At 62.1% G+C, this 20,849-nt stretch carries 19 protein-coding genes and 1 tRNA gene; 15 read left to right on the forward strand and 5 right to left on the reverse strand.

Features of this window, described 5'->3' with window-relative positions:
- Positions 1-24: 24 nt before the first annotated feature.
- Entirely contained in the window at positions 25-3,426 is a 3,402-nt protein-coding gene (locus tag SINAR_RS0113225) for a PAS domain S-box protein (RefSeq protein ID WP_027999539.1), read from the reverse strand.
- A gap of 231 nt (positions 3,427-3,657) precedes the next feature.
- On the opposite strand from SINAR_RS0113225, the gene phaP1 reads away from it, so the two are divergent.
- Together phaP1 and SINAR_RS0113235 are read left to right on the forward strand one after the other, a co-directional pair.
- Positions 3,658-4,104: a phasin PhaP1 gene (gene phaP1 / locus SINAR_RS0113230; RefSeq protein ID WP_027999540.1), complete on the forward strand. Its 447-nt coding sequence runs from the start codon at positions 3,658-3,660 to the stop codon at positions 4,102-4,104.
- A 161-nt stretch (positions 4,105-4,265) separates the two neighbouring features.
- Positions 4,266-4,342 (forward strand) — tRNA-His (locus SINAR_RS0113235).
- Positions 4,343-4,358: 16 nt separating this feature from the next.
- Here the strand turns inward: SINAR_RS0113235 and SINAR_RS0113240 are convergent.
- Positions 4,359-5,240 (reverse strand): LysR family transcriptional regulator, encoded by an 882-nt coding sequence (locus SINAR_RS0113240; RefSeq protein ID WP_027999541.1) that lies wholly within the window; start codon positions 5,238-5,240, stop codon positions 4,359-4,361.
- A 114-nt stretch (positions 5,241-5,354) separates the two neighbouring features.
- On the opposite strand from SINAR_RS0113240, the gene SINAR_RS0113245 reads away from it, so the two are divergent.
- The 3 genes from SINAR_RS0113245 to SINAR_RS0113255 all read left to right on the forward strand — a co-directional run bounded on the left by SINAR_RS0113245 (position 5,355) and on the right by SINAR_RS0113255 (position 9,270).
- The gene (locus tag SINAR_RS0113245) at positions 5,355-6,851 is read left to right on the forward strand and encodes a CoA-acylating methylmalonate-semialdehyde dehydrogenase (RefSeq protein WP_027999542.1); all 1,497 of its coding nucleotides are present in this window, start codon (positions 5,355-5,357) and stop codon (positions 6,849-6,851) included.
- A gap of 252 nt (positions 6,852-7,103) precedes the next feature.
- Positions 7,104-8,222 carry a YjgN family protein gene (locus SINAR_RS0113250; RefSeq protein ID WP_033057402.1) on the forward strand — a complete coding sequence of 373 codons (1,119 nt, stop codon included), beginning with the start codon at positions 7,104-7,106 and terminating at the stop codon, positions 8,220-8,222.
- Positions 8,212-9,270, forward strand: coding sequence for a M48 family metallopeptidase (locus SINAR_RS0113255; RefSeq protein ID WP_027999544.1), 1,059 nt, complete (start codon positions 8,212-8,214; stop codon positions 9,268-9,270). Before SINAR_RS0113250 ends, SINAR_RS0113255 begins: the two co-directional genes overlap by 11 nt.
- Before the next feature lie 74 nt (positions 9,271-9,344).
- Here the strand turns inward: SINAR_RS0113255 and SINAR_RS0113260 are convergent, their stop codons facing one another.
- Positions 9,345-10,388, reverse strand: coding sequence for a Fe(3+) ABC transporter substrate-binding protein (locus SINAR_RS0113260; RefSeq protein WP_027999545.1), 1,044 nt, complete (start codon positions 10,386-10,388; stop codon positions 9,345-9,347).
- Between the two features lie 189 nt (positions 10,389-10,577).
- Between SINAR_RS0113260 and rirA the strand changes: the two genes are divergently transcribed.
- The 9 genes from rirA to SINAR_RS0113305 all read left to right on the forward strand — a co-directional run bounded on the left by rirA (position 10,578) and on the right by SINAR_RS0113305 (position 18,879).
- On the forward strand, positions 10,578-11,042 hold the full coding sequence (gene rirA, locus SINAR_RS0113265; RefSeq protein WP_027999546.1) for an iron-responsive transcriptional regulator RirA: 465 nt from the start codon (positions 10,578-10,580) through the stop codon (positions 11,040-11,042).
- A gap of 467 nt (positions 11,043-11,509) precedes the next feature.
- Positions 11,510-13,105: an ABC transporter substrate-binding protein gene (locus SINAR_RS0113270; protein WP_027999547.1), complete on the forward strand. Its 1,596-nt coding sequence runs from the start codon at positions 11,510-11,512 to the stop codon at positions 13,103-13,105.
- Between the two features lie 102 nt (positions 13,106-13,207).
- Complete coding sequence (locus SINAR_RS0113275; protein ID WP_027999548.1) at positions 13,208-14,212, forward strand: ABC transporter permease subunit; 1,005 nt, start codon at positions 13,208-13,210, stop codon at positions 14,210-14,212.
- 10 nt (positions 14,213-14,222) lie between these two features.
- Positions 14,223-15,131, forward strand: coding sequence for an ABC transporter permease subunit (locus tag SINAR_RS0113280; protein WP_027999549.1), 909 nt, complete (start codon positions 14,223-14,225; stop codon positions 15,129-15,131).
- Position 15,132: 1 nt separating this feature from the next.
- Positions 15,133-15,987 carry an ABC transporter ATP-binding protein gene (locus tag SINAR_RS01000000133520; protein WP_084617392.1) on the forward strand — a complete coding sequence of 285 codons (855 nt, stop codon included), beginning with the start codon at positions 15,133-15,135 and terminating at the stop codon, positions 15,985-15,987.
- On the forward strand, positions 15,984-16,811 hold the full coding sequence (locus SINAR_RS0113290) for an ABC transporter ATP-binding protein (protein ID WP_027999550.1): 828 nt from the start codon (positions 15,984-15,986) through the stop codon (positions 16,809-16,811). Before SINAR_RS01000000133520 ends, SINAR_RS0113290 begins: the two co-directional genes overlap by 4 nt.
- 177 nt (positions 16,812-16,988) lie before the next feature.
- Entirely contained in the window at positions 16,989-17,333 is a 345-nt protein-coding gene (locus tag SINAR_RS0113295; protein ID WP_018094286.1) for a RidA family protein, read from the forward strand.
- A 152-nt stretch (positions 17,334-17,485) separates the two neighbouring features.
- Entirely contained in the window at positions 17,486-17,656 is a 171-nt protein-coding gene (locus SINAR_RS1000000135330; protein WP_084617394.1) for a hypothetical protein, read from the forward strand.
- 92 nt (positions 17,657-17,748) lie between these two features.
- Positions 17,749-18,879, forward strand: a complete 1,131-nt coding sequence (locus SINAR_RS0113305; RefSeq protein ID WP_027999551.1) for an AI-2E family transporter — start codon at positions 17,749-17,751, stop codon at positions 18,877-18,879.
- Positions 18,880-18,976: 97 nt separating this feature from the next.
- Here SINAR_RS0113305 and rsiB2 read toward each other — a convergent pair whose 3' ends face one another.
- Positions 18,977-19,774 (reverse strand): PhyR-type response regulator RsiB2, encoded by a 798-nt coding sequence (gene rsiB2 / locus SINAR_RS0113310; RefSeq protein ID WP_027999552.1) that lies wholly within the window; start codon positions 19,772-19,774, stop codon positions 18,977-18,979.
- Between the two features lie 255 nt (positions 19,775-20,029).
- Here rsiB2 and SINAR_RS0113315 point away from each other — a divergent pair, with 255 nt between their 5' ends.
- Positions 20,030-20,233 carry a NepR family anti-sigma factor gene (locus tag SINAR_RS0113315; protein WP_027999553.1) on the forward strand — a complete coding sequence of 68 codons (204 nt, stop codon included), beginning with the start codon at positions 20,030-20,032 and terminating at the stop codon, positions 20,231-20,233.
- A 79-nt stretch (positions 20,234-20,312) separates the two neighbouring features.
- Here SINAR_RS0113315 and SINAR_RS0113320 read toward each other — a convergent pair whose 3' ends face one another.
- Entirely contained in the window at positions 20,313-20,561 is a 249-nt protein-coding gene (locus SINAR_RS0113320) for a YMGG-like glycine zipper-containing protein (protein ID WP_003527142.1), read from the reverse strand.
- Between the last annotated feature and the right edge of the window lie 288 nt (positions 20,562-20,849).

A 20,849-nucleotide genomic window follows, 5' to 3' on the forward strand; every position in this document is an offset into this window, starting at 1 on the left:
CAACATTTCCTTACAGCTTTGTCCTCAATTGGCCAAGACGCGTTGCGGAGGAAAGGATATTTCCACCAGCGTACCCTCGTTCGGGGCCGAGCTGATGGCGAACTGCGCGCGATTCGCTTCCGTCATCGCTTTCGTCAACGGCAGGCCAAGGCCGGTGCCGTCGCCGCGCTTGCGGCCGCCGGTCGTGACCTGACGGAAGGGCTTCATCGCCTGGTCGAGCTCGTTGCGGGTCATTCCGACGCCCGTGTCGCGGATGCGCAGGATGACGCTGCCATTGGCCTCATAGGACGTCGACACGACGATTTGACCGCCGGACGGCGTGAAGCGGATGGCATTTGCCAGAATGTTCAGGGCGATCTGCTTGATCGATCGGTCGTCGGCGACGACCTCGGGCACGGAACCCGACAGCGAGGTGCGGATGATCACGCGCTGGCTGTTGGCTTGCGGCTGCACCAGCGACACGGCCTCGGAGACGGCCTCGTTGAGGTCCACGGAGCCGAAGTCGAGATCCATCTCGCCGGCCTCGATCTTCGAGATGTCGAGCAGATCGTTGACGATGTCGAGGACGTGCCGACCGGACCGGCCGATGTCGCCGGCATATTCGATATAGCGCGGATGGCCGATCGGGCCGAAATGCTCGCTCGCCATCATGTCGGAAAAGCCGATGATGGCGTTGAGCGGCGTGCGGATTTCGTGGCTGACCCGGGCTAGGAATTCCGTCTTGTGAGCATTTGCCGTCTCGGCGGCACGCTTGGCGTTGCGCAGTTCCTCTTCGGTCCGCTTCCACTGGGTGATGTCGCGGATGACGGCGCAGTAGCCGTTGGAAGAGGAGAGCCGGCCGATGGTCATGAACAGCGGAATGAACCCTCCGGCAGCTTCGCGGCCGATCACTTCGCGGCCATCATTGAGTACGCTTGCGACGCCGTGGCCGGAAAGGCCCTGGAGGTAGTCGATCACGGCCTTTTGGCTCTCATGGGCGAAGAGCGCGGCGAACGGCTTTCCGCGCATCTCGGCTTCGTCATAGTCGAAGAGCGCGCTTGCGGAGCGGTTCATCGTCCGGATGTCGCCGTCCTGCCCGAGGACCACGACGCCGTCGGTCGCGGTTTCCAGAATCGATCGGAGTTCGTCGATTTCCATCCGGAGCCGGCTTGCCTCTGCCGCTCTTTCCTCTTTGCGCGCCTGCTTCTCCGCTTCGCTTGCGCCGGCCGGGGTCAGCGCAAGCATCAGCGCGCTCCTTCCTTCCCATCGGATCGAATGCAGGTGAGCGCCGACCGGGATGAGCCGGCCATCCTTGCGGACCAGCGTCATCGTTCCATCCGGCTTTGCTGTGCCCGCCTCGTCTCCGAGCGCGAAGAGGGCCTCCAGGCCTCCCTCCCGCGCGAAGGCATCGAGATCGTCATATTCGGTCAGCCGCAGGAATTCCGCATTCGCATGCAGCAACTCGTCGCCGTGGTGGACCAGCAGCGCGATTGGCAGCCTGTCGAGGATCTCGCTGCTCATTGCCGCAACGGTGCGTGCGGCGGGCTCCATCGCCGCGGCAGACGCCTCGCCGGGCTGCGTCGCATCATCCTGCCCGCCCGGCGCCTTGGCGCCACTCGTCTGTTCGTCCTCCTGCGCCGCAGCCGGCGTGCTGGTCGACGGCAAGGCTTCGGCCTCGGGTCGGCTTTCGGTTTGGCCTTCCTGCGGCAGCGGACCAGGGGAGACGAAATGTTCGCCGAGCTGTCTCGCAATCTCGCGGAAGGCCGCCTGCTCGCCGCGTGTCAGCGTGCCGGTTCCCGCCGGCCGGCGCTCTTCGAGATCGATGACCTTGTCGGAGGCCGGCCGGCCGGGCGTTTCGACGACCCGCAGCGCGGGTTGTTCGCCGCGGAATGGGTCTTCCGGCGCGCCCGCCGCAGCCTCGGCCGCATCTTCGCCGCTGCTGGCGGCAGGTCCGGTGCTGGAGCCAACCGCTGCGGTCGGTTTATCGGCGCCCTTGGCCGGCACGTCGCTTGCGGCCGGCGTGGTCCTTTCCGCCCGTTCGAGCGAAAGCCCGGCCGCCTTTGCGTCCGGCACCGCGTCGGCAACCCTGACGATGCCGAAGCCGCGGAAGCCGTCGAACTCGCGCGAACGGGAATAGGTGGGAAGGGCCGCCAGATCGACCGGGACCTTGAGATTGGTCCCCTGGACCGGCCAGAAGATCGTCTTGCCCGACCAGGTATCGCGGCGATGCAGGAGCTCGTTGATCTTGTTTTCGGGATCGAGATCGTAACGGTTGGCGAGATCGGTGAAGGTCACGCCGATCACGTCGGCGGCTTTCGGGCCGACGGCTGACGCAAACTCTTCGGAGATTTCGCTGAAGCGTCCCTCGGCGTCGATCTTCCAGACGAACCGAACCGCCCGGCCGCCCGCCGCGAAGGCGAAGTCGGCGGTTTCCCCGCCACGATCCGCATCGACAGGCGGTTCGCCGGAAGCCGGCTCTGCTTCCTGCAGGATTTCCGGCTCGGCGAGATCTGCCGCGTCGGCCTTGTCCTTCTGGGCAAACTCCCCTTGCGCCGCGTCGCCGGTGCCTTCCTCGCCCGGCGCTTCGGTTTCCTTCTCGGCAGCCGTTTCCGAGACCGCGGCGGGCACGGCTTCGTCAAGCGGTGCCGCCGGCTGGTCCGTCTCCGCCGGTGTTGCGGACGAAGGAACCGCCTCTTGTGTTTCGATCGGCGCCGTAGGTGTGGCGGGGCCCGCCTGCTCCTGCGCCGCAGCGCCGGCGGCCTCCCCGGCCTCGGCTTCTTCGAGGATTGCCTCGACCACGAAAAGCAGGTGGAGCGCCGGATAGTCCGAAATCTTGCCGACCGCGGCCGGCAGGCGTCCCTTTTCCGTCGCGACGGGACGCTTGATCAGCCGGTCCTGGTCGCGCGTGACGGCCGCAACGAGCGTTCGGCGGATATCCGACGAGAGGCCAAGGCTCTCGAAGCCGCGCGAGCCGGCAATCACGGCCCCGTCACTGTCGAGCACGGCCATATGCGTGTCCGGTCCGTCGAGCCCGGCAATCATCGCCTCTGCGCGCGCCTCGGTCGAAAGCGTCTTGCCGTTGTTGGGCGCTGTGAAAAGAATTGCCTCCTCGCCGGCCCCGACGCGGATCATCTCCACGGCGGCGTTGAGCGGAAGCCGCCGGAAGCCCGATGCCATCCGGATCAGAAGCTGCCGGCGGTCTCCCGCGGTCGCGAGCTGTGCCGCGGCGGCGCGCAGCTGGCGAAGCGAAAGGTCGCTCGGATCCAGGTCGGTATCGATGAAATCGTAAACGGAAGCCGTCCCGAACAGCTTTGCGCCCTGGTCGTTGGCCCATAGCACCCGCGCGACATCCCTTGAAAAAAGGACGGATGCATCCCCCCGGGCAAAATGCTCCCGCACCCGTGCATGCACGGCAATGTCGATAAAGGGGTACTGTCTCTCGGGCATCGGCAGACCTACTGACGGATCGCTTGCGCGTTAACGCTCTATTAATACCCAGCCCGTCGGCAAGGGTCCAGCAACGGCACCGCCTCGGCAACGTCTTTCGGCGCGGAAGGTTAATGGGGGTGGGAATTGTGCAGTGCACAAGTTTATTGCAATGCACAACGAAATCGGCTATAGAACGGTCATCCATCAAAACGGCGCCTCTGAAGAGGGCCACACCAAGGAGCGCATCCAATGGCTACCAAGAAGACCGACGACGCATTTTCCCTGTCCTTCGACCCGACCAAGTTTGCCGACAGCTTCCGCGAGTTTGCCGAAAAGAGCGCCGCGCAGTCGAAGGAAGCCTACGCCAAGATGAAGACCGCTACCGAAGAGGCAGCTAAAACCGTCGAAGCGACGGTCGAGAGCGCTCAGTCGGGGACGGTCGAACTCGGTCTCAAGGCCATCGACGCGCTGCGCACCAATGCAGAAAGCTCGCTCTCGCACATGGAAGCTCTGCTCGGCGTGAAATCGCTCTCCGAACTCGTCGAACTGCAGACGGCCTTTATCCGCAAGCAGGCCGAACTTGCCGTCGAACAGGCGAAGACGATGCAGGAAGCAACACGCAAGGTCGCCGAGAACGTTGCCAAGCCCGGCAAGGAAGCCGCGGAAAAGGCGATGTCCAACCTTAAGAAGAGCTGACCGGTCGCACCGTATCGATCGGATTCCGAGCAAAGACCGGGTGGCTTGCCATCCGGTCTTTTTGCTGGATAATCTGAACTTAAGGCTTGCAAATCGGTGTGAGTGACCGTATGTGAGCCGCCAAGCGACGACCCGAATAGCATTGGCGTCGCCTGTCGAGTGCGGTTGTAGCTCAGTTGGTTAGAGCGCAGGTTTGTGGCACCTGAGGTCGGTGGTTCGAGACCACCCAACCGTACCATTTTCTTCCTTCGATCTCACACGAATATCTGGTGCTCCGCCGTCACCAGCTCCTGCAGGAACATGGCGACCGTACGCACGCGCACCAGGTCGCGGGCGCTCTCGTGATAGGTTGTCCAGTACGCGCGGCGGATCGTCGTTTCGGGCAAGAGCCGCACCAGCTCCGGATATTGCCGGGCGATATAATTGTGCAGGATGCCGATACCCGCGTCGGAGCGGACGGCCTCGGTCTGGCCGGTGGCGCTGGAGACCTCGAACGAAGCATCCCAGCTGCGCATGACTTCTGCTGAGAAGTTGAGCGACGGCGTAAAGATCAGGTCTTCGACATAACCGATCCGGCGATGTTTTTTCAGCTCTTCGATCGTCTGCGGCGTGCCGTAGCGGGCAAGATAATCTGCCGATGCGTAGAGGCCCAGTGTATAATCCGTAAGCTTGGACGAGACGAGCCGCCCCTGTTCCGGCCGCTCGATGGTGATCGCAATATCGGCCTCGCGCTGCGACAGCGAGAAGGAGCGCGGAACAGGAACGAGCTGGAGCTTCAGCTCCGGGTAACGTGCCGTGAGCCGGCCGAGGCGCGGCGCCAGGAAGGAGACGCCGAAACCATCCGGTGCGCCGATGCGCACGGTGCCCGCGATCGCCGTATCGATCCGTCCGACCTGCGACTGGGCGGCGAGCATCTCGGTTTCCATGCGCTCGGCTGCGGCAAAGAAAACTTCGCCCTCGGCGGTCAGTTCGCAGCCGTTGGGGCGCCGGATGAGGAGTTTTGTTTTCAGCGTTTCCTCGAGCGCGGTAACCCGCCGGCTGAGCGTCGCGTGATTGATCCCGAGCCGCTTCGAGGCGGCGAGTATCTGGCCCGTCCGCGCGACGGCGAGAAAGACCCTGACGTCGTCCCAGTTCATGCGAATACTTCCCAGGGCTTTAATATGCGCACAACGGTTCCTGAATTTCGGAAATTGAATTGTTGAAATCGTAGTGCGATCATGGGGCCACAATCAAGGCCAGGAGGAACACTCATGTATGAACTCGGTCATTTCATCGACGGCAAGCGCGTTGCCGGCAAGAGCGGGCGCGTCAGCAACATCTTCAACCCGGCAACGGGCGAAGTTCAGGGCACCGTGGCGCTGGCGAGCGACGCCGAGCTCGCCGCCGCCGTCGAAAGCGCCAAGGCCGCCCAGCCGAAGTGGGCCGCCACCAACCCGCAGCGCCGCGCCCGCGTCTTCATGAAGTTCGTCCAGCTCCTGAACGACAACATGGACGAGCTGGCCGAGATTCTCTCCCGCGAGCACGGCAAGACCATCGACGACGCCAAGGGCGACATCGTGCGCGGACTCGAAGTCTGCGAATTCGTCATCGGCATTCCGCACCTGCAGAAGAGCGAGTTCACCGAAGGCGCCGGTCCCGGCATCGATATGTACTCGATCCGCCAGCCGGTCGGCGTCGGCGCCGGCATCACGCCGTTCAATTTCCCCGGCATGATCCCGATGTGGATGTTCGCTCCGGCGATCGCCTGCGGCAACGCCTTCATCCTGAAGCCCTCCGAACGCGACCCCTCCGTGCCGATCCGCCTTGCAGAACTGATGATCGAGGCCGGCCTGCCAGCCGGCATCCTCAATGTCGTAAACGGTGACAAGGGCGCGGTCGATGCGATCCTGACACATCCGGATATCGCTGCCGTATCCTTCGTCGGCTCGACCCCGATCGCCCGCTACGTCTATGGCACGGCGGCGATGAACGGCAAGCGCGCGCAGTGCTTCGGCGGCGCGAAGAACCATATGGTCATCATGCCGGATGCCGATCTCGACCAGGCCGCCAACGCCCTGATCGGCGCCGGCTACGGGTCCGCCGGCGAGCGCTGCATGGCGATCTCGGTCGCCGTTCCGGTCGGCGAGGAAACCGCAAACCGGCTGATCGACAAGCTTGTGCCGATGGTCGAAAGCCTGCGTATCGGCCCCTACACCGACGAAAAGGCCGATATGGGCCCCGTCGTCACCAAGGAGGCGGAGCAGCGTATCCGCAGCCTGATCGACAGCGGCATCGAGCAGGGCGCGAAGCTCGTCGTGGACGGCCGCGATTTCAAGCTGCAGGGCTACGAGAACGGCCACTTCATCGGCGGCTGCCTCTTCGACCACGTCACGCCGGACATGGACATTTACAAGACGGAAATCTTCGGACCCGTCCTGTCGGTCGTACGCGCCAGCAACTACGAAGAGGCCCTGTCGCTGCCGATGAAGCACGAATACGGCAACGGAGTCGCCATCTATACCCGCGATGGGGATGCCGCCCGCGACTTTGCCTCCCGCATCAATATCGGCATGGTCGGGATCAACGTGCCGATCCCGGTTCCGCTCGCCTACCATTCCTTCGGCGGTTGGAAATCCTCCTCCTTCGGCGATCTCAACCAGCACGGTCCGGATTCGATCAAGTTCTGGACCCGGACCAAGACCATCACCTCCCGTTGGCCGTCAGGCATCAAGGACGGTGCCGAGTTCTCGATACCGACGATGCGGTAGCGCGAACAAAGATCTCCTCCCTCCTATTGGAGCCTCCTTCGGGGGGCTCTTTTTTGTTGCGCGAGATTCGGCAGGGAGATTATCCTCGGTTGTGGTCGATGCGAGTCGCAGGCTCGTATCGTTCGTCAGCTATGCACTGCGGTACGGAAAACCGTTGCAAGGTGCTCTAGCAGATGGCCGTTGGGGGATGGTCGTCAATATCAAGCGGCAACCTGCCGGTGAGGCGGCAGGCATCGGTTTGCAGGGGGCACCATGACCATGGCAGAGTCGTTGCCGGCACAAAATGCCGGCAAGCGCAGCTTCGGACGCGCGGCTGAGGGGGATATCCAGCGCCTCTCCTTCACAGGAAACGGCAGTGAATATTTCGGGATCTGGATCGTCAACATCCTTTTGACGATCATAACGCTCGGCATCTATTCGGCCTGGGCGAAGGTCCGCCGCAATCGTTATTTCTACGGCAACACCGTCCTGCTCGGGCGCGGGTTCGAGTATCACGCCAATGGCGAGCAGATTCTCATCGGCCGCCTGATCGTTTTCGCCTATCTGGTCCTCTACAACATCATGCTCACATTCGTGCCGCTCGTCGGTATCGGTCTCGGCCTTCTGATGCTTTTCTTCGTGCCTTGGCTTGTCGCGCGGGGCCTGCGATTCAGCGCAAGAGTGACGAGCTACCGCAATGTGCGCTTCGATTTCGTCGGCGGTGCCGGCGGCGCGTTTCTCGCCTTTATCGTCGGTCCGGTCCTGGCGGCTTTGACCCTCGGCATACTGGCGCCGCTCGCCAGCCGCTGGTCCTATCGCTATATCGGCAACAATCTGCGCTATGGACAGAAGGCGTTTTCGACCGATCCCGCTCTTGGACGGCTCTACGGAACCTGGGTTGCCCCCGCCGCGGTCCTGGTGCTGGGCATGCTGATCGCCGGCTTCTTAGTTTTTCTCGGCTTGGAATTGATCGGCTCCCTACAGGAGGAGGCCGAAGCCTCGACGGTCGGGCTCGAGGGGGTGGCCATCCTGCTGACCGCGTTCGGTTCCGTCCTTGTCTACTCCATGTTCGGCGTGGCTGCGCTCATCTACCATGCTGGGGTGCGCAACGTCGCCTGGTGCGCCACCGCTTTCGACGGCAGGCACCGGTTGCTGAGCGACCTGTCGCGCCTGCGCTACACCTGGATCGCCGTCTCCAACCTGATCGTCACGCTTGTTACGCTCGGCCTGATGCGGCCCTGGGCGGCAGTGAGAATGGCGCGCTACGTCAACGAGCATACAGGCGTGCGCTTCGAAGGAGATGTCGGCGAACTCTTCTCGCAGATTACACAGGAAGGCTCGGCGGTCGGGGCCGAATTCATGGATATGGAAGGATTCGACTTTGGCTTTTGACGGCACAACGATCGCTTCAGGCGAGTGGCATGCACCGGGATCGAGCCGCTCCCTTCCCGCAAGCCTCGTCGAGCAAGCAGGGCGCCTCGTCGTGCACGGAGAAAGCGGCGGCGAGCTCGCGGGCGGCATCCTGCACTCGATCGAAATATCTCCCCGGGTCGGCCGCATTCCGCGCCGGGTCACCTTTCCGGACGGATCCCTGTTCGAGACTGAGGACAATGACGCGGTCGACCGGTTCCTGGCCGGGAAAGGTCGCGCCCGCGAGGGAGCGGTCCACCGCCTGGAGCGCTTCCATCCGCGGCTGATCGCCTTCGTCGCCGCCGCGATCCTGCTTGGCGCGCTGATTTATCGCTCGGCACTGCCCTTGCTGGTGGAGGTTGCCATCGCCGTCACGCCCCCGGTCGTGCCGAATATCATGTCGGCCAGCGCCCTGGAGACGATGGATCGGACCCTGCTGGACAAGTCGAAGCTCGACGAGGCGAGGCGCAACAGGATCGTGGAAGGTTTCCGCCGCATCGCGTCACAATCGGCACGGGGAGAGGCGGGCTATACGCTCCACTTCCGCGGAGGCGGCGCGCTCGGTCCGAACGCCTTCGCCCTGCCTGACGGAACTCTGATCCTTACCGACGAACTCGTGGAACTCGCGGGCGAAGATACCGAGATGATCCTCGGCGTGCTTGCCCATGAAATCGGCCATGTCGAGCACAATCACAGCCTCCGGCAGATCTATCGAGCCGCCGGAGTCACCGCGCTCATCATGCTTGTCGCCGGCGACATCGGATCGGGAGTCGAGGAAGTGCTGGTGCAGGGCGGCGGTCTCCTCGCACTTTCCTACTCACGCTCCGCAGAGGCGGAAGCGGACAGGCACTCCGTCGAGCTCATGATGAAGGCGGGTTTCGATCCGACCGCGATCGCCCGTTTCTTCGAACTGCTCGAAACGAAGCTCGACGACCGGGGTGGAGCGAGCATCTTTTCCACTCATCCCTCGACGCCGGAGCGGCGTAAGGTGATCCTGGACTGGATCGGCGCGTTCGACGAACGTAAATAAGGAGCACTCCGCCGGCGCAGACGAAAACGGCGGGCACTCGCCCGCCGCCGTCGCATATATCTGGCGTGTACGCGTCAATCCTGCGGGCCGTCGTTGTAGCCGACCTTGTCGACGAGTTCCGAGGCCTTCTTGCGGTTTGCCGCAATCTCGGCGAGCGGCAGCGTGTCCGGCTTGATCTCACCGAAGGACTTGACGACTTCCGACGGTTCGGCTCCCGGCAGCACCGGGTACTCGAAGACCTGTTCGGCATAGATCTTCTGCGCTTCGCCTGCGGACAGGAATTCCATGAGCTTCAGGGCATTCTCCTTGTTCGGCGCGTTCTTGGCGAGCGCCATGCCGGAGATGTTCACATGCGTGCCCCGGTCCTTCGAATTCGGGAAGAGAACCTTGATCGCCGAGGCCCATTCCTTCTGTTCGGGCTCCTTCTCGTTGGTGATCATCAGTCCGACATAGTAGCTGTTGCCGAGCGCTATGTCGCATTCGCCGGCGAAGATCGCCTTGGCCTGGTCCCGGTCGCCGCCGTCCGGCTTCCTGGCCAGATTGTTCCTGAGCCCCGTCAGCCATTTCTCCGCTTCGGCTTCACCGTGGTGGGCGATCATGGAAGCGAACAGGCCGATATTGTAGGAGTGCTGGCCGTCGCGGGTGCAGATCTTGCCCTTCCACTTCGGGTCGGCGAGTTCCTCATAGGTAATGTCGTCTTGTGCGACGCGCTCCTTGGAGGCGTAGACGACGCGGCCCCGCGTCGTCAGACCGAACCAGTTGCCTTCGGGGTCGCGAAAATGGTCGGGAATGTCCTTGTTGATGGTTTCGTTGACCACCGGCTGCGTCACGCCCGCATCCTTCGCTTCGGTCAGGCGGCTGATATCCACGGTCAGGATCACGTCGGCAGGAGAGTTGGCGCCTTCGGCCTGGATGCGCTCGACAAGACCCTTGTCGAGGAAGAGCACGTTGGTCGAAATGCCGGTCTTCTTCGTGAAGGCGTCCAATAGCGGCTGAATGAGGTCCGGCTGCCGGTAGGAGTAGATGTTGACCTCCCCATCGGCGCGGACAGGCGCCGTAGAGGCAAGAAATGTCGCCGCCACGGACAACGCGCCGATCAGCGCTTTCGAAATATGCATGGTGTTCTCTCCTTTTTCGTGTTTTAAACTTAACTAACTCAATCATATTTCTGCCGCCAGCAGGCGCGCCAGTCAACAGCGAAACGGTGAAGAGATAACCTTCGTGAACTTTTCCACTTTTTGGAATTGTTCCAAACTACGATCCGTCCTATATGATGAGGCACGAATTTATCGAATCCGGAGCGAAAAATGCGTCTGACGAAGCAAACCAACTACGCAGTACGCATGTTGATGTACTGCGCTGCGAACGGCGAGAAGCTCAGCCGCATTCCCGAGATCGCCAGGGCTTACGGCGTTTCCGAACTGTTCCTTTTCAAGATCCTGCAGCCGTTGACGAAAGCCGGCCTGGTTGAGACCGTGCGCGGCCGTAACGGCGGTGTCCGACTGCCGAAACCGGCGTCGGAGATCACCCTCTTCGACGTCGTGAAGGTGACGGAAGACAGTTTCGCCATGGCGGAGTGCTTCGAGGCGGGCGAGATCGACTGCCCGCTGGTGGATAGCTGCGGCCTCAATGCCGCGCTGCGCAAGGCGCTGAACGCCTTTTTTGAAGTGCTTCAGGGGTACACGATCGACGACCTGGTCAAGGCCCGGCCGCAGATCAACTTCCTCCTGGGCCTGGAAGAGACCGCGCGTCCGCAGACGTCGGCTGCCTGATCTGCCCTCGCCGCCGATTGTTGGAGAGGGTCGAGGAAAACCGCGTGCGGTTTTCCGCCCCCGTCTCATTCTTTGGAGTCGATCACGGTTGCGAGATCGATCCCGGCGATCAAATGACAGAAATCGATGCCTTGCGGCGGTCTTTGCGCGTCTGACGGGAACCGCGGCGCTTTAGATCACGATGATTTCAGGTCGGGTCGAGCTGAAATCATGACCGTTATCGATTCTAACCGGATTGCGGGCGGAAAACCGCACACATGTTTCCTCATCTAATCCCGGCTGCGAGAGAAAGCCAGGGATTGTAGCGCACGCTCTATTTGCGGAAGAATTTTTCGCATAGACAAAATTCCGAAGTGACTTATTGCATTGCGACGCCAAATGTCGTTCCATCCGGCCTTGACCGGGTGTAAACGTCACGCCGTGTCGGGTAAATTACGAGAACAAAAACAAATCTGGGAAGCAAGCTCATGAGAAAGCTCACTACTCTTTTAGCAGCGACGGCGCTTGCCACGCTGATGGCCGGCACCGCCTGGTCGAAAACGTTCGTCTTCTGCTCGGAAGGTTCGCCGGAAGGCTTCGATCCCGGCCTCTATACGGCCGGCACGACGTTCGACGCTGCCGCGCACACCGTTTACAGCCGCCTTCTCGAGTTCAAGAAGGGCACGACCGAGACCGAGCCCGGGCTCGCCGAAAGCTGGACGATCTCCGACGATGGCCTCGAATACACCTTCAAGCTGCGTCCCGGCGTCAAGTTCCAGACCACCGAGTTCTTCACCCCGACCCGTGAACTGAACGCCGACGATGTGGTCTTTTCGATCGAACGCCAGTGGAAATCCGACCATCCGTGGCACGGCTACGTGACCGGCGGTTCCTGGGAGTATTTCGCCGGCATGGGGCTGCCGGAACTGCTCGAGTCGGTCGAGAAGGTCGACGACATGACCGTCAAGATCAAGCTGAAGCGCAAGGAAGCGCCGTTCCTCGCCAATCTTGCCATGCCCTTCGCTTCGATCATGTCGAAGGAATATGCCGACAAGCTGCAGGCCGAAGGCAAGATGAACCAGCTCAACCAGATGCCGCTCGGCACCGGTCCTTTCGCCTTTGTCGGCTATCAGCAGGACGCGGTGATCCGCTACAAGGCTCATCCGGACTTCTGGGGCGGAAAACAGAAGATCGACGACCTGGTCTTCGCGATCACGACGGATGCGGCCGTTCGCTTCCAGAAGCTGCAGGCCGGCGAATGCCACCTGATGCCCTACCCGAACGCGGCCGACGTGGAAGCCATGAAGGCCGATCCGAATCTCAAGGTGATGGAGCAGGCCGGCCTCAACGTCGCTTATCTGGCCTACAACACGACGCAGGCTCCCTTTGACAAAGTCGAAGTCCGTAAGGCGCTGAACAAGGCAATCAACAAGCAGGCGATCGTCGACGCCGTCTTCCAGGGCCAGGCCACGCCGGCGACCAATCCGATCCCGCCGACGATGTGGTCGTACAACGAGCACATCGAAGACGACACCTACGATCCGGACGCCGCCAAGAAGATGCTCGAGGACGCCGGCGTCAAGGACCTTTCGATGAAGGTCTGGGCAATGCCGGTGGCACGTCCCTACATGCTGAACGCCCGTCGCGCCGCCGAGCTGATGCAGGCGGACTTCGCCAAGGTCGGCGTCAAGGTCGAAATCGTATCCTACGAGTGGGCCGAATATCTCGAGAAGTCCAAGGCCAAGGACCGCGACGGTGCGGTGATCCTGGGCTGGACGGGTGACAATGGCGACCCGGACAACTTCCTCGATACGCTGCTCGGTTGCGACGCCGTCGGCGGCAACAACCGCGCACAGTGGTGCAACCAGGAGTTCGACGACCTCGTCACGAAGGCGAAGGAAGCATCCGACGTGGCAGAGCGCACCAAGCTCTACGAGGAGGCGCAGGTCGTCTTCAAGCGTGAAGCCCCCTGGGCGACGCTCGACCACTCGCTCTCCATCGTCCCGATGCGCAAGAATGTCGAAGGCTTCGTCCAGAGCCCGCTCGGCGACTTTGCTTTCGACGGCGTTGATATTGTAGAGTAATCTTATCGACTGATCCGAAGGGGGCGTTTGCCGCTGGCGAGCGCCCCTCTTCCTTTTTGCCGGTGCCGCCGCATGCGGTCACGTTCGGCATGAGGTTTGACTATGTTCCGATTCCTTCTGGGGCGTTTGGCAGTGCTGATTCCGACTTTCATCGGGGTCTCTATCATCGCCTTCTCCTTCATCCGCCTGCTTCCTGGCGATCCCGTGGCGCTGCTTTCCGGTGAAAGGGTGATGTCGCCGGAACGGCACGCCGAGATTTCCCGCCAATTGGGCTTCGACCGCCCCATCGTCATGCAGTACCTGGATTATCTCTGGGGCGTTCTGCAGGGCGATTTCGGAACGTCGATCGTCACCAAGAAACCCGTCATCGACCAGTTCCTGGAGCTCTTCCCGGCAACCGTCGAGCTGTCGGTCTGCGCCATCATCTTCGCGGTCGTCATCGGCATCCCCGCTGGCGTCGTCGCGGCTGTCAAGCGCGGGTCCATTTTCGACCAGATCATCATGGGCACCGCGCTCGTCGGCTTCTCAATGCCGATTTTCTGGTGGGGCCTGCTGCTGATCATCGTCGTTTCCGGGATCCTGCAATGGACGCCCGTGTCCGGTCGCATATCGCTGATGTTCTTCTTTCCGTCCGTCACCGGCTTCATGCTGATCGACTCGCTGTTGTCGGGGCAGGAGGGGGCGTTCCAGTCGGCCTTCAATCACCTCATCCTGCCGACGATCGTTCTCGGTACCATTCCGCTCGCCGTCATCGCGCGCCAGACCCGCTCGGCGATGCTCGAGGTGCTTTCCGAGGACTATGTGCGCACCGCGCGTGCCAAGGGGCTCTCCACCTTCCGGGTGGTCGGCATTCATGCGCTCCGCAACGCGATGATCCCCGTCGTCACCACCATCGGCCTGCAGATTGGTGTGATGCTGGCGGGCGCGATCCTGACGGAGACGATCTTCTCCTGGCCCGGCATCGGCAAGTGGATGGTCGATTCCGTGTTCCGGCGCGACTATGCCGTCATTCAGGGCGGACTCCTGATCATAGCCGCGGTCATCATGCTGGTGAACCTCGCCGTGGATCTGCTCTACGGCCTCATCAACCCCCGCATCCGGCACTGAGGAGGGCGATATGACCGAAGTCACCGCAACAACCGCCATGTCGACCGATCCGACGCGCCGGGCGCGTCTTGCCGAATTCTGGTACTATTTCTCGGAGAATCGAGGTGCCGTCATCGGCCTCTTCTTCTTCCTGTTCCTGGTGCTGCTGGCCATTTTCGCTCCACTCGTGGCACCCCATAACCCGACCATTCAGTTCCGCGAGGCGGTGCTGCTCCCGCCCGTCTGGCAGGAAGGCGGCCGCGCGACGTTCCTGCTTGGCACCGACGCGGTCGGCCGCGACATGCTCTCCCGTCTCATCTACGGCACACGGTTTTCGCTCTTCGTCGGCGTCATCGTGACCATACTGTCCCTGACGGGCGGCATCCTGGTCGGCGTGATCGCCGGCTATTTCCGCGGATGGATCGACACGTTCATCATGCGGATCATGGACATCATCCTGGCCTTCCCGTCGCTGCTGTTGGCGCTCGTCCTGGTGGCGGTGCTGGGGCCGGGTCTCACCAATGCGATGATCGCAATCGCGCTGGTTTTCCAGCCGCATTTCGTTCGCCTGACGCGAGCGGCGGTGATGACGGAGAAGACGCGCGACTATGTCGTGGCGGCGAAGGTCGCCGGAGCCGGGCACGCAAGGCTGATGTTCAGGACGATCCTGCCGAACTGCATGGCGCCGCTGATCGTTCAGGCGACGCTGTCCTTTTCGAGCGCGATCCTCGATGCCGCGGCGCTCGGCTTCCTGGGCATGGGCGCGCAGCCGCCGACGCCGGAATGGGGAACGATGCTCGCGGAAGCGCGCGAATTCATCCTGCGCGCCTGGTGGGTCGTCACGCTGCCCGGTCTCGCCATTCTCGCGACCGTTCTGGCAATCAATCTGATGGGCGACGGCCTGCGCGACGCTCTCGACCCGAAGCTGAAGAGGTCCTGACATGGCGCTTCTCGAAATTGAAAACCTCGTCGTCGAATTCCAGACGGCATCCGGGCCCTTCCGGGCCGTCGACGGCGTCTCTCTCACGGTGCATGAGGGCGAGGTCCTGGCCATCGTCGGGGAATCCGGCTCGGGCAAATCCGTTTCCATGCTTGCGGCGATGGGCCTTCTGCCCTGGACCGCCAAGGTGACCGCGGACAAGCTCGCCTTCAACGGACGGGATCTCATGAAGATGTCGGCCGCCGACCGTCGCAAGATCGTCGGCAAGGACATTGCGATGATCTTTCAGGAGCCCATCGCCAGCCTCAATCCATGCTTCACGGTCGGTTTCCAGATCGAGGAAGTGCTGCGCATCCATATGGGCCTCGATCGGGCCGCGCGGCGCAGTCGCGCGATCGAACTTTTCGAGGCGGTCGGCATTCCCGACCCGGCCGAGCGCCTCAGGCACTTTCCGCACCAGATGTCTGGCGGACAGTGCCAGCGCGTGATGATCGCCATCGCGCTTGCCTGCAATCCGAAACTGCTCATCGCCGACGAGCCGACGACCGCACTTGACGTGACGATCCAGAAACAGATCCTCGACCTCCTGATGAAGCTGCAGCAGGAGTACCGCATGGGCCTCATCATGATCACCCATAACATGGGCGTCGTGGCGGAGACGGCGGATCGCGTCATCGTGCAGTATAAAGGCCGCAAGATCGAAGAGGCAGATGTCCTCTCGTTGTTCGAGTCACCGAAGAGCAATTACACCCGCGCGCTCCTCTCGGCCCTGCCGGAGAATGCGACGGGGGATCGGTTGCCGACGATTTCCGAACTTTTCAATGAGCAACAGATGCTCGAGGGAGCTGCTCGATGACCCATGTTCTCGAAGCCCGCAACCTGGTGCGCGACTATCACATTCCCGGCAACCTGTTCCGCAAGGCGCGCACCGTTCACGCGCTGAAGGGCGTAAGCTTTACGGTCGATGAAGGCAAGACGCTCGCGATCGTCGGCGAAAGCGGCTGCGGCAAGTCCACGCTCGGGCGCATCATCACGCTTATCGATCCTGCGACCTCGGGAGAGCTGTTGATCGACGGCAGGAAGGTCGACATCGCCCGCGAGGGGCTGACGGCGGAGATGCGCCGCAAGGTTCAGATCATCTTTCAGAACCCTTACGGCTCTCTCAACCCCCGCCAGAAGATCGGCGATATTCTCGCGGAACCGCTCATCATCAACACCAAAGTCCCGGCAGACGAACGCCGCGACCGGGCCATGGCGATGTTGAAGAAGGTCGGGCTCGAGGAAAAGCATTACAACCGCTATCCGCACATGTTCTCCGGCGGCCAGCGGCAGCGCATCGCGATCGCCCGCGCCCTGATGCTCAATCCCAAGCTTCTTGTTCTGGATGAGCCGGTTTCGGCGCTCGACCTTTCCGTCCAGGCACAGGTTCTGAACCTGCTCGCCGATCTGCAGGACGAGTTCAAGCTGACCTATGTCTTCATCAGTCACGATTTGTCGGTGGTACGCTATATCGCCGACGACGTCATGGTGATGTATTACGGTGAAGCGGTCGAGTATGGCAGCCGGGACGCGGTATTCTCCGATCCGCAGCACGACTATACCAAGACCTTGTTCGCGGCGACGCCGCGGGCGGACGTCGCCAGCATCAAGGCCCGGCTCGCCCGGAAGAATGCCGCCTGAGCAGATAATGCATATCGCGCGAATGCCGTGCAGCGGTGTTGGGAGCGGACGGTTGGCGGCCGGCTTGTTGGCGTTCTCGCCGCAGTCGTGTAGAGCTTCCCTGCCACCGTCCGAACCGGCGGCAGCAACCGCTCTCGCCGGCAGACTCCTGTTCGGCTCAATACCAGGATGAGGATTATGGAAATTAAGCGTTTCGAAAGCGGCTCGCGGATGAGCCAGGCCGTGGTCTACAACAACACGGTCTATCTCGCCGGCCAGGTCGGCAATGCCGGCGACGATGTCGTCACCCAGACGAAACAGGCGCTGGCGGAGGTGGATCGTCTGCTGGCGCTCGCAGGCACGGACAAGACGCGCATTCTTTCCGCGACCGTTTGGCTTGCGGACATGGCGGATTTCGCCAAGATGAACTCGGTCTGGGACGCCTGGGTGCCACAGGGCCACGCCCCGGCCCGCGCGACCGGCGAAGCGAAACTGGCGACCCCTGAATATCTCGTCGAAGTCATCGTGACGGCTGCTCTCTAAGCCGTTTCACGCAAGCGGATATACGCTCCACCTTCTCCGCCGTCGGCCCCTGGGCCGGCGGCGTTTTGCTGCGGGTCCGCACCGCCTGTTGCGCAGGAACGATTTTCGCAGTTGCGGCGTTTATCGGTGCGTTCCGCAATGGAGGACAGGACATGCTTTACCGGGTGCCACGGCTCGTCGCGTCGGCGCTTGCCGTGCTGGTGCCTGGTATGGGTTTCTTCCCGCGGACGCCGGAAGACGTGGGCTACACATTGCTGATCATCATCGGGGGGCTTGGTCTGCTTTCCGCCGCGCGCTACCTGTTCCCGCTCCAGCAATATTGAGCACGCGGGCGTCCTGCGGTGGAGTGCGCCATCTTCGTCCTGCATCCGCGAACGAACTGTTTGCCGCACGAGCGTTTGAGAGGTAGTTGCCGATGGACATAGCTGGGCGGACGACGGCCGAGCGTCGACGAAAGCGCGAAGCGGAGAGGGAAATCGCGCTGGCAGAGGCATCGGAGATCGTCGCCCGAACACGTGACAGCATCGATCTTGCCAGCACATGGAGCGTCATCGGTCTGTTCGTGATCGCCTGCGCGGCAGTCGTCTATACGATGGAAGCGATCCTCTTGCCGATCACGCTTGCCGTCGTCATCGGCATCGTTCTCGGCCGCGCTGCCGATGAACTGACCCGGTTCGGGCTTCCGCCCATGTTCGGCGGCCTTTTGCTGGCGCTTCTCTTTCTGCTTGGCCTTTCATACCTGGTCAATGCCATTCTCTGGCCGATTACCGAGGTCGCGCGCGAGGCACCGCGACTGGTCGAAGGTCTCATGGAACGGATACTGCCTTACCTGCAGCGCTTCGAATGGGTCAACGCAGCGCTTGCCCGCGGCACCGGAGAAGAGGCTTTTGCCGACGTCATCGTCAAGAATGCCGGACCATTGATCGGGGGCGCGGCGGCCAGCCTGACGCCCGCTTTGGTGCAGACCCTGATCTTCCTGGCCGCGCTCGTGCTGTTTCTGCTCGGGCGCGTTCAGCTGCGCAGCACGATCATCCTCGCTTTTCCCAGCCGCGAAGGTCGCTTGAGCGCGATCCGGGTCATGAACGCCCTCGAGGATGCGCTTGCGCATTATTTCTCGACTGCCAGCCTGATCTACTTGGCGCTGGGTGCCGTGACCATGGTCGTAGCGCTCGTCGGTGGATTGGCGATGCCGCCGCTCTGGGGGCTGTTCGCCTTCGTCTCGAGCTTCATTCCCTATCTCGGCGTCACCTTCATGACATTGTCGCTGCTCGTGGGCGGGCTGATGACCCATGATGCGCTCATCGTGGCGATCGCGCCAGCGGCTGCCTTCTTCATCGTTCACCTGGCAATGGAAAACCTGCTGGTGCCCGCCGTCCTCGGCCATCGCTTCGACATCAATCCATTTCTGATTTTCGTAGCGATCATCTTCTGGACATGGATGTGGGGCGCAGTCGGCGCGATCCTCGCGTTTCCGCTGTCGCTGATCGCGATGATCATATTCGAACAGGTCCTCCTGCCGGCGCCGGAACGCCAGTTGCCGGGCTGACCGGTCGGCAAGCTGGAGTTTAGACCAGAGCCTTTCAGTATTTCACCGGAATGCGCTACCTTTTGAAGCTACGCGCTTCCGTTCGGAAACCGTCCGGTCAACTCGTTCCGGCTTGCGCATGCTCGTCGAAGAAGAGGGCCTGGCTGATCAGCGCCTTTACGGTTTCCGGGTTGAACGGTTTGGTCACCAGAAAGGCCGGTTCGGGTTTCTTGCCGGTCAACAGCCGTTCGGGGAAGGCAGTGATGAAGATGACCGGGACGGCCGCCCGCGTCAGGATGTCGTTGACCGCGTCGATGCCTGAACTGCCATCGGCCAGCTGGATATCCGCAAGCACCATCTTCGGCAACGTCTTGTTGTAAAGGTTAAGCGCTTCGCCGCGCGTCCGCGCGATCCCGGTGACCCGGTGACCGAGGCTTGTGACCATGTCCTCGATGTCCAGCGCGATGAGAGGCTCATCCTCGATGATCATCACGTCGGTTGCGATCTGGCGCGAAATTTCCTCCGACGCGTTGGTTAGCAGCTTACCGAATGCGCCCTGGTCGAGCCCCATGATTTCTGCCGCCTCGCCGGTCGAGAAACCTTCGAGGGCGACGAGCAGGAACGCCTGCCGTTGCGGAGGCGCGATGAGAGAGAGATTGGACGCGGCTCTCTGCTCCCATGCGAAGGGTGAGGCGAACTGGGAACGGTCGATCTTGACCTTTCCGAACAGGGAACAGAACAGCTTGTAAAGGCTGATGCGGTCGTTCGACGCGGCTGGGAAAAGCCCTATATCGTCGATCAGCGCTTCGAGCACGGCAGCGACATAGGCATCGCCGGCCGCTTGCGAGCCCGTGACGGCACGCGCGTAACGCCGAAGATAAGGGAGGTGGGGCGCAATCCTTGTGGAAAGTGGCATTTAGACCTTCCTAAACTATTGTGCATATGGTCCTGTCTTGCCGACGACGCGCAGCAGGATACGTCAACGTTTTGAGCACGTCTTTCGGTTAATGGAAAGCCTTGAGAAATAGTCATGGCAAAAGAATCGAGCGCGACCGGCCGCGCGACTTTGGATGGGGCCGGACAAGGCTGAAACTTGCGGGGACGGAAAGCGCCACATCGGTGACTGCGCGTCTGAAACGCCGCGGAACCGCGGCCCGCACGGAACGGGAAGATGAAGAAGTCCTCAAAGAAAGGCGACACCCCGGCGGGAGCTGCCCGCGCCGGAGCCACGCAACCTCACGGTCAAATCGCTTCGAAGCTGAAGGCACTCTATCGGGCGGTGGAGCAAGAACCTGTGCCACAGCACTTTGTGGACCTCCTGCACCGTCTGGACGAGGCCGAAGGACAAAAGACGAAGCGCCAGGCCCGCGAATGACGCCGCGGCGTCCCACGTCAATCAGCCGCTGATAAGACGAGCCGCGCTGGCGGAAGCGCGGCTCATATGGCTATCCGTCTCAGCAGCGCGCGGTATAGCGGCGGCCGTAGCGGTCGCGATAGACGCAATAGCCGGGCTCGTTCGCACGACCGATAAGGGCGCCGGCGACACCGCCGACAGCGGCGCCAACCGCAGCTCCCCTGACATCATTCGATATGGCACCGCCGATGATACCGCCGGAGGCAGCGCCGATTGCCGCACCGCGTTCCGTTTGCGTGCAGGCAGCCAAGGGAAGAATCAGGCTTGCGACGACGAGTAGCTTCTTCATGACGCGTTCCTATTCACGGTTGTTGCAAAACTGCTGGAGATGCCGAGCACAATCTTCGGCGAATATGCGCAGCGAGAGCATGGCGCAGCCGCTGCGACAGTCCTTTGAGCGTCGTTTCCCGCTGGAGGGGTGGTTACGACAGGCGCCGCTAAGGCTCGCATTTCCATCTCCCATGGATGCCGCCGCCGCGGCGCTTGTTATTGTCGCCAAAACGCCGATTGACGCCTTTTGTTCCGCGCGGCAGGACGCCGGTGCGCATGCCTGTTGCCGGACGGGAGCGTAGCGACC

The organism is Sinorhizobium arboris LMG 14919 (assembly GCF_000427465.1).
In the GTDB taxonomy this organism is placed as follows: Bacteria; Pseudomonadota; Alphaproteobacteria; order Rhizobiales; family Rhizobiaceae; genus Sinorhizobium; species Sinorhizobium arboris.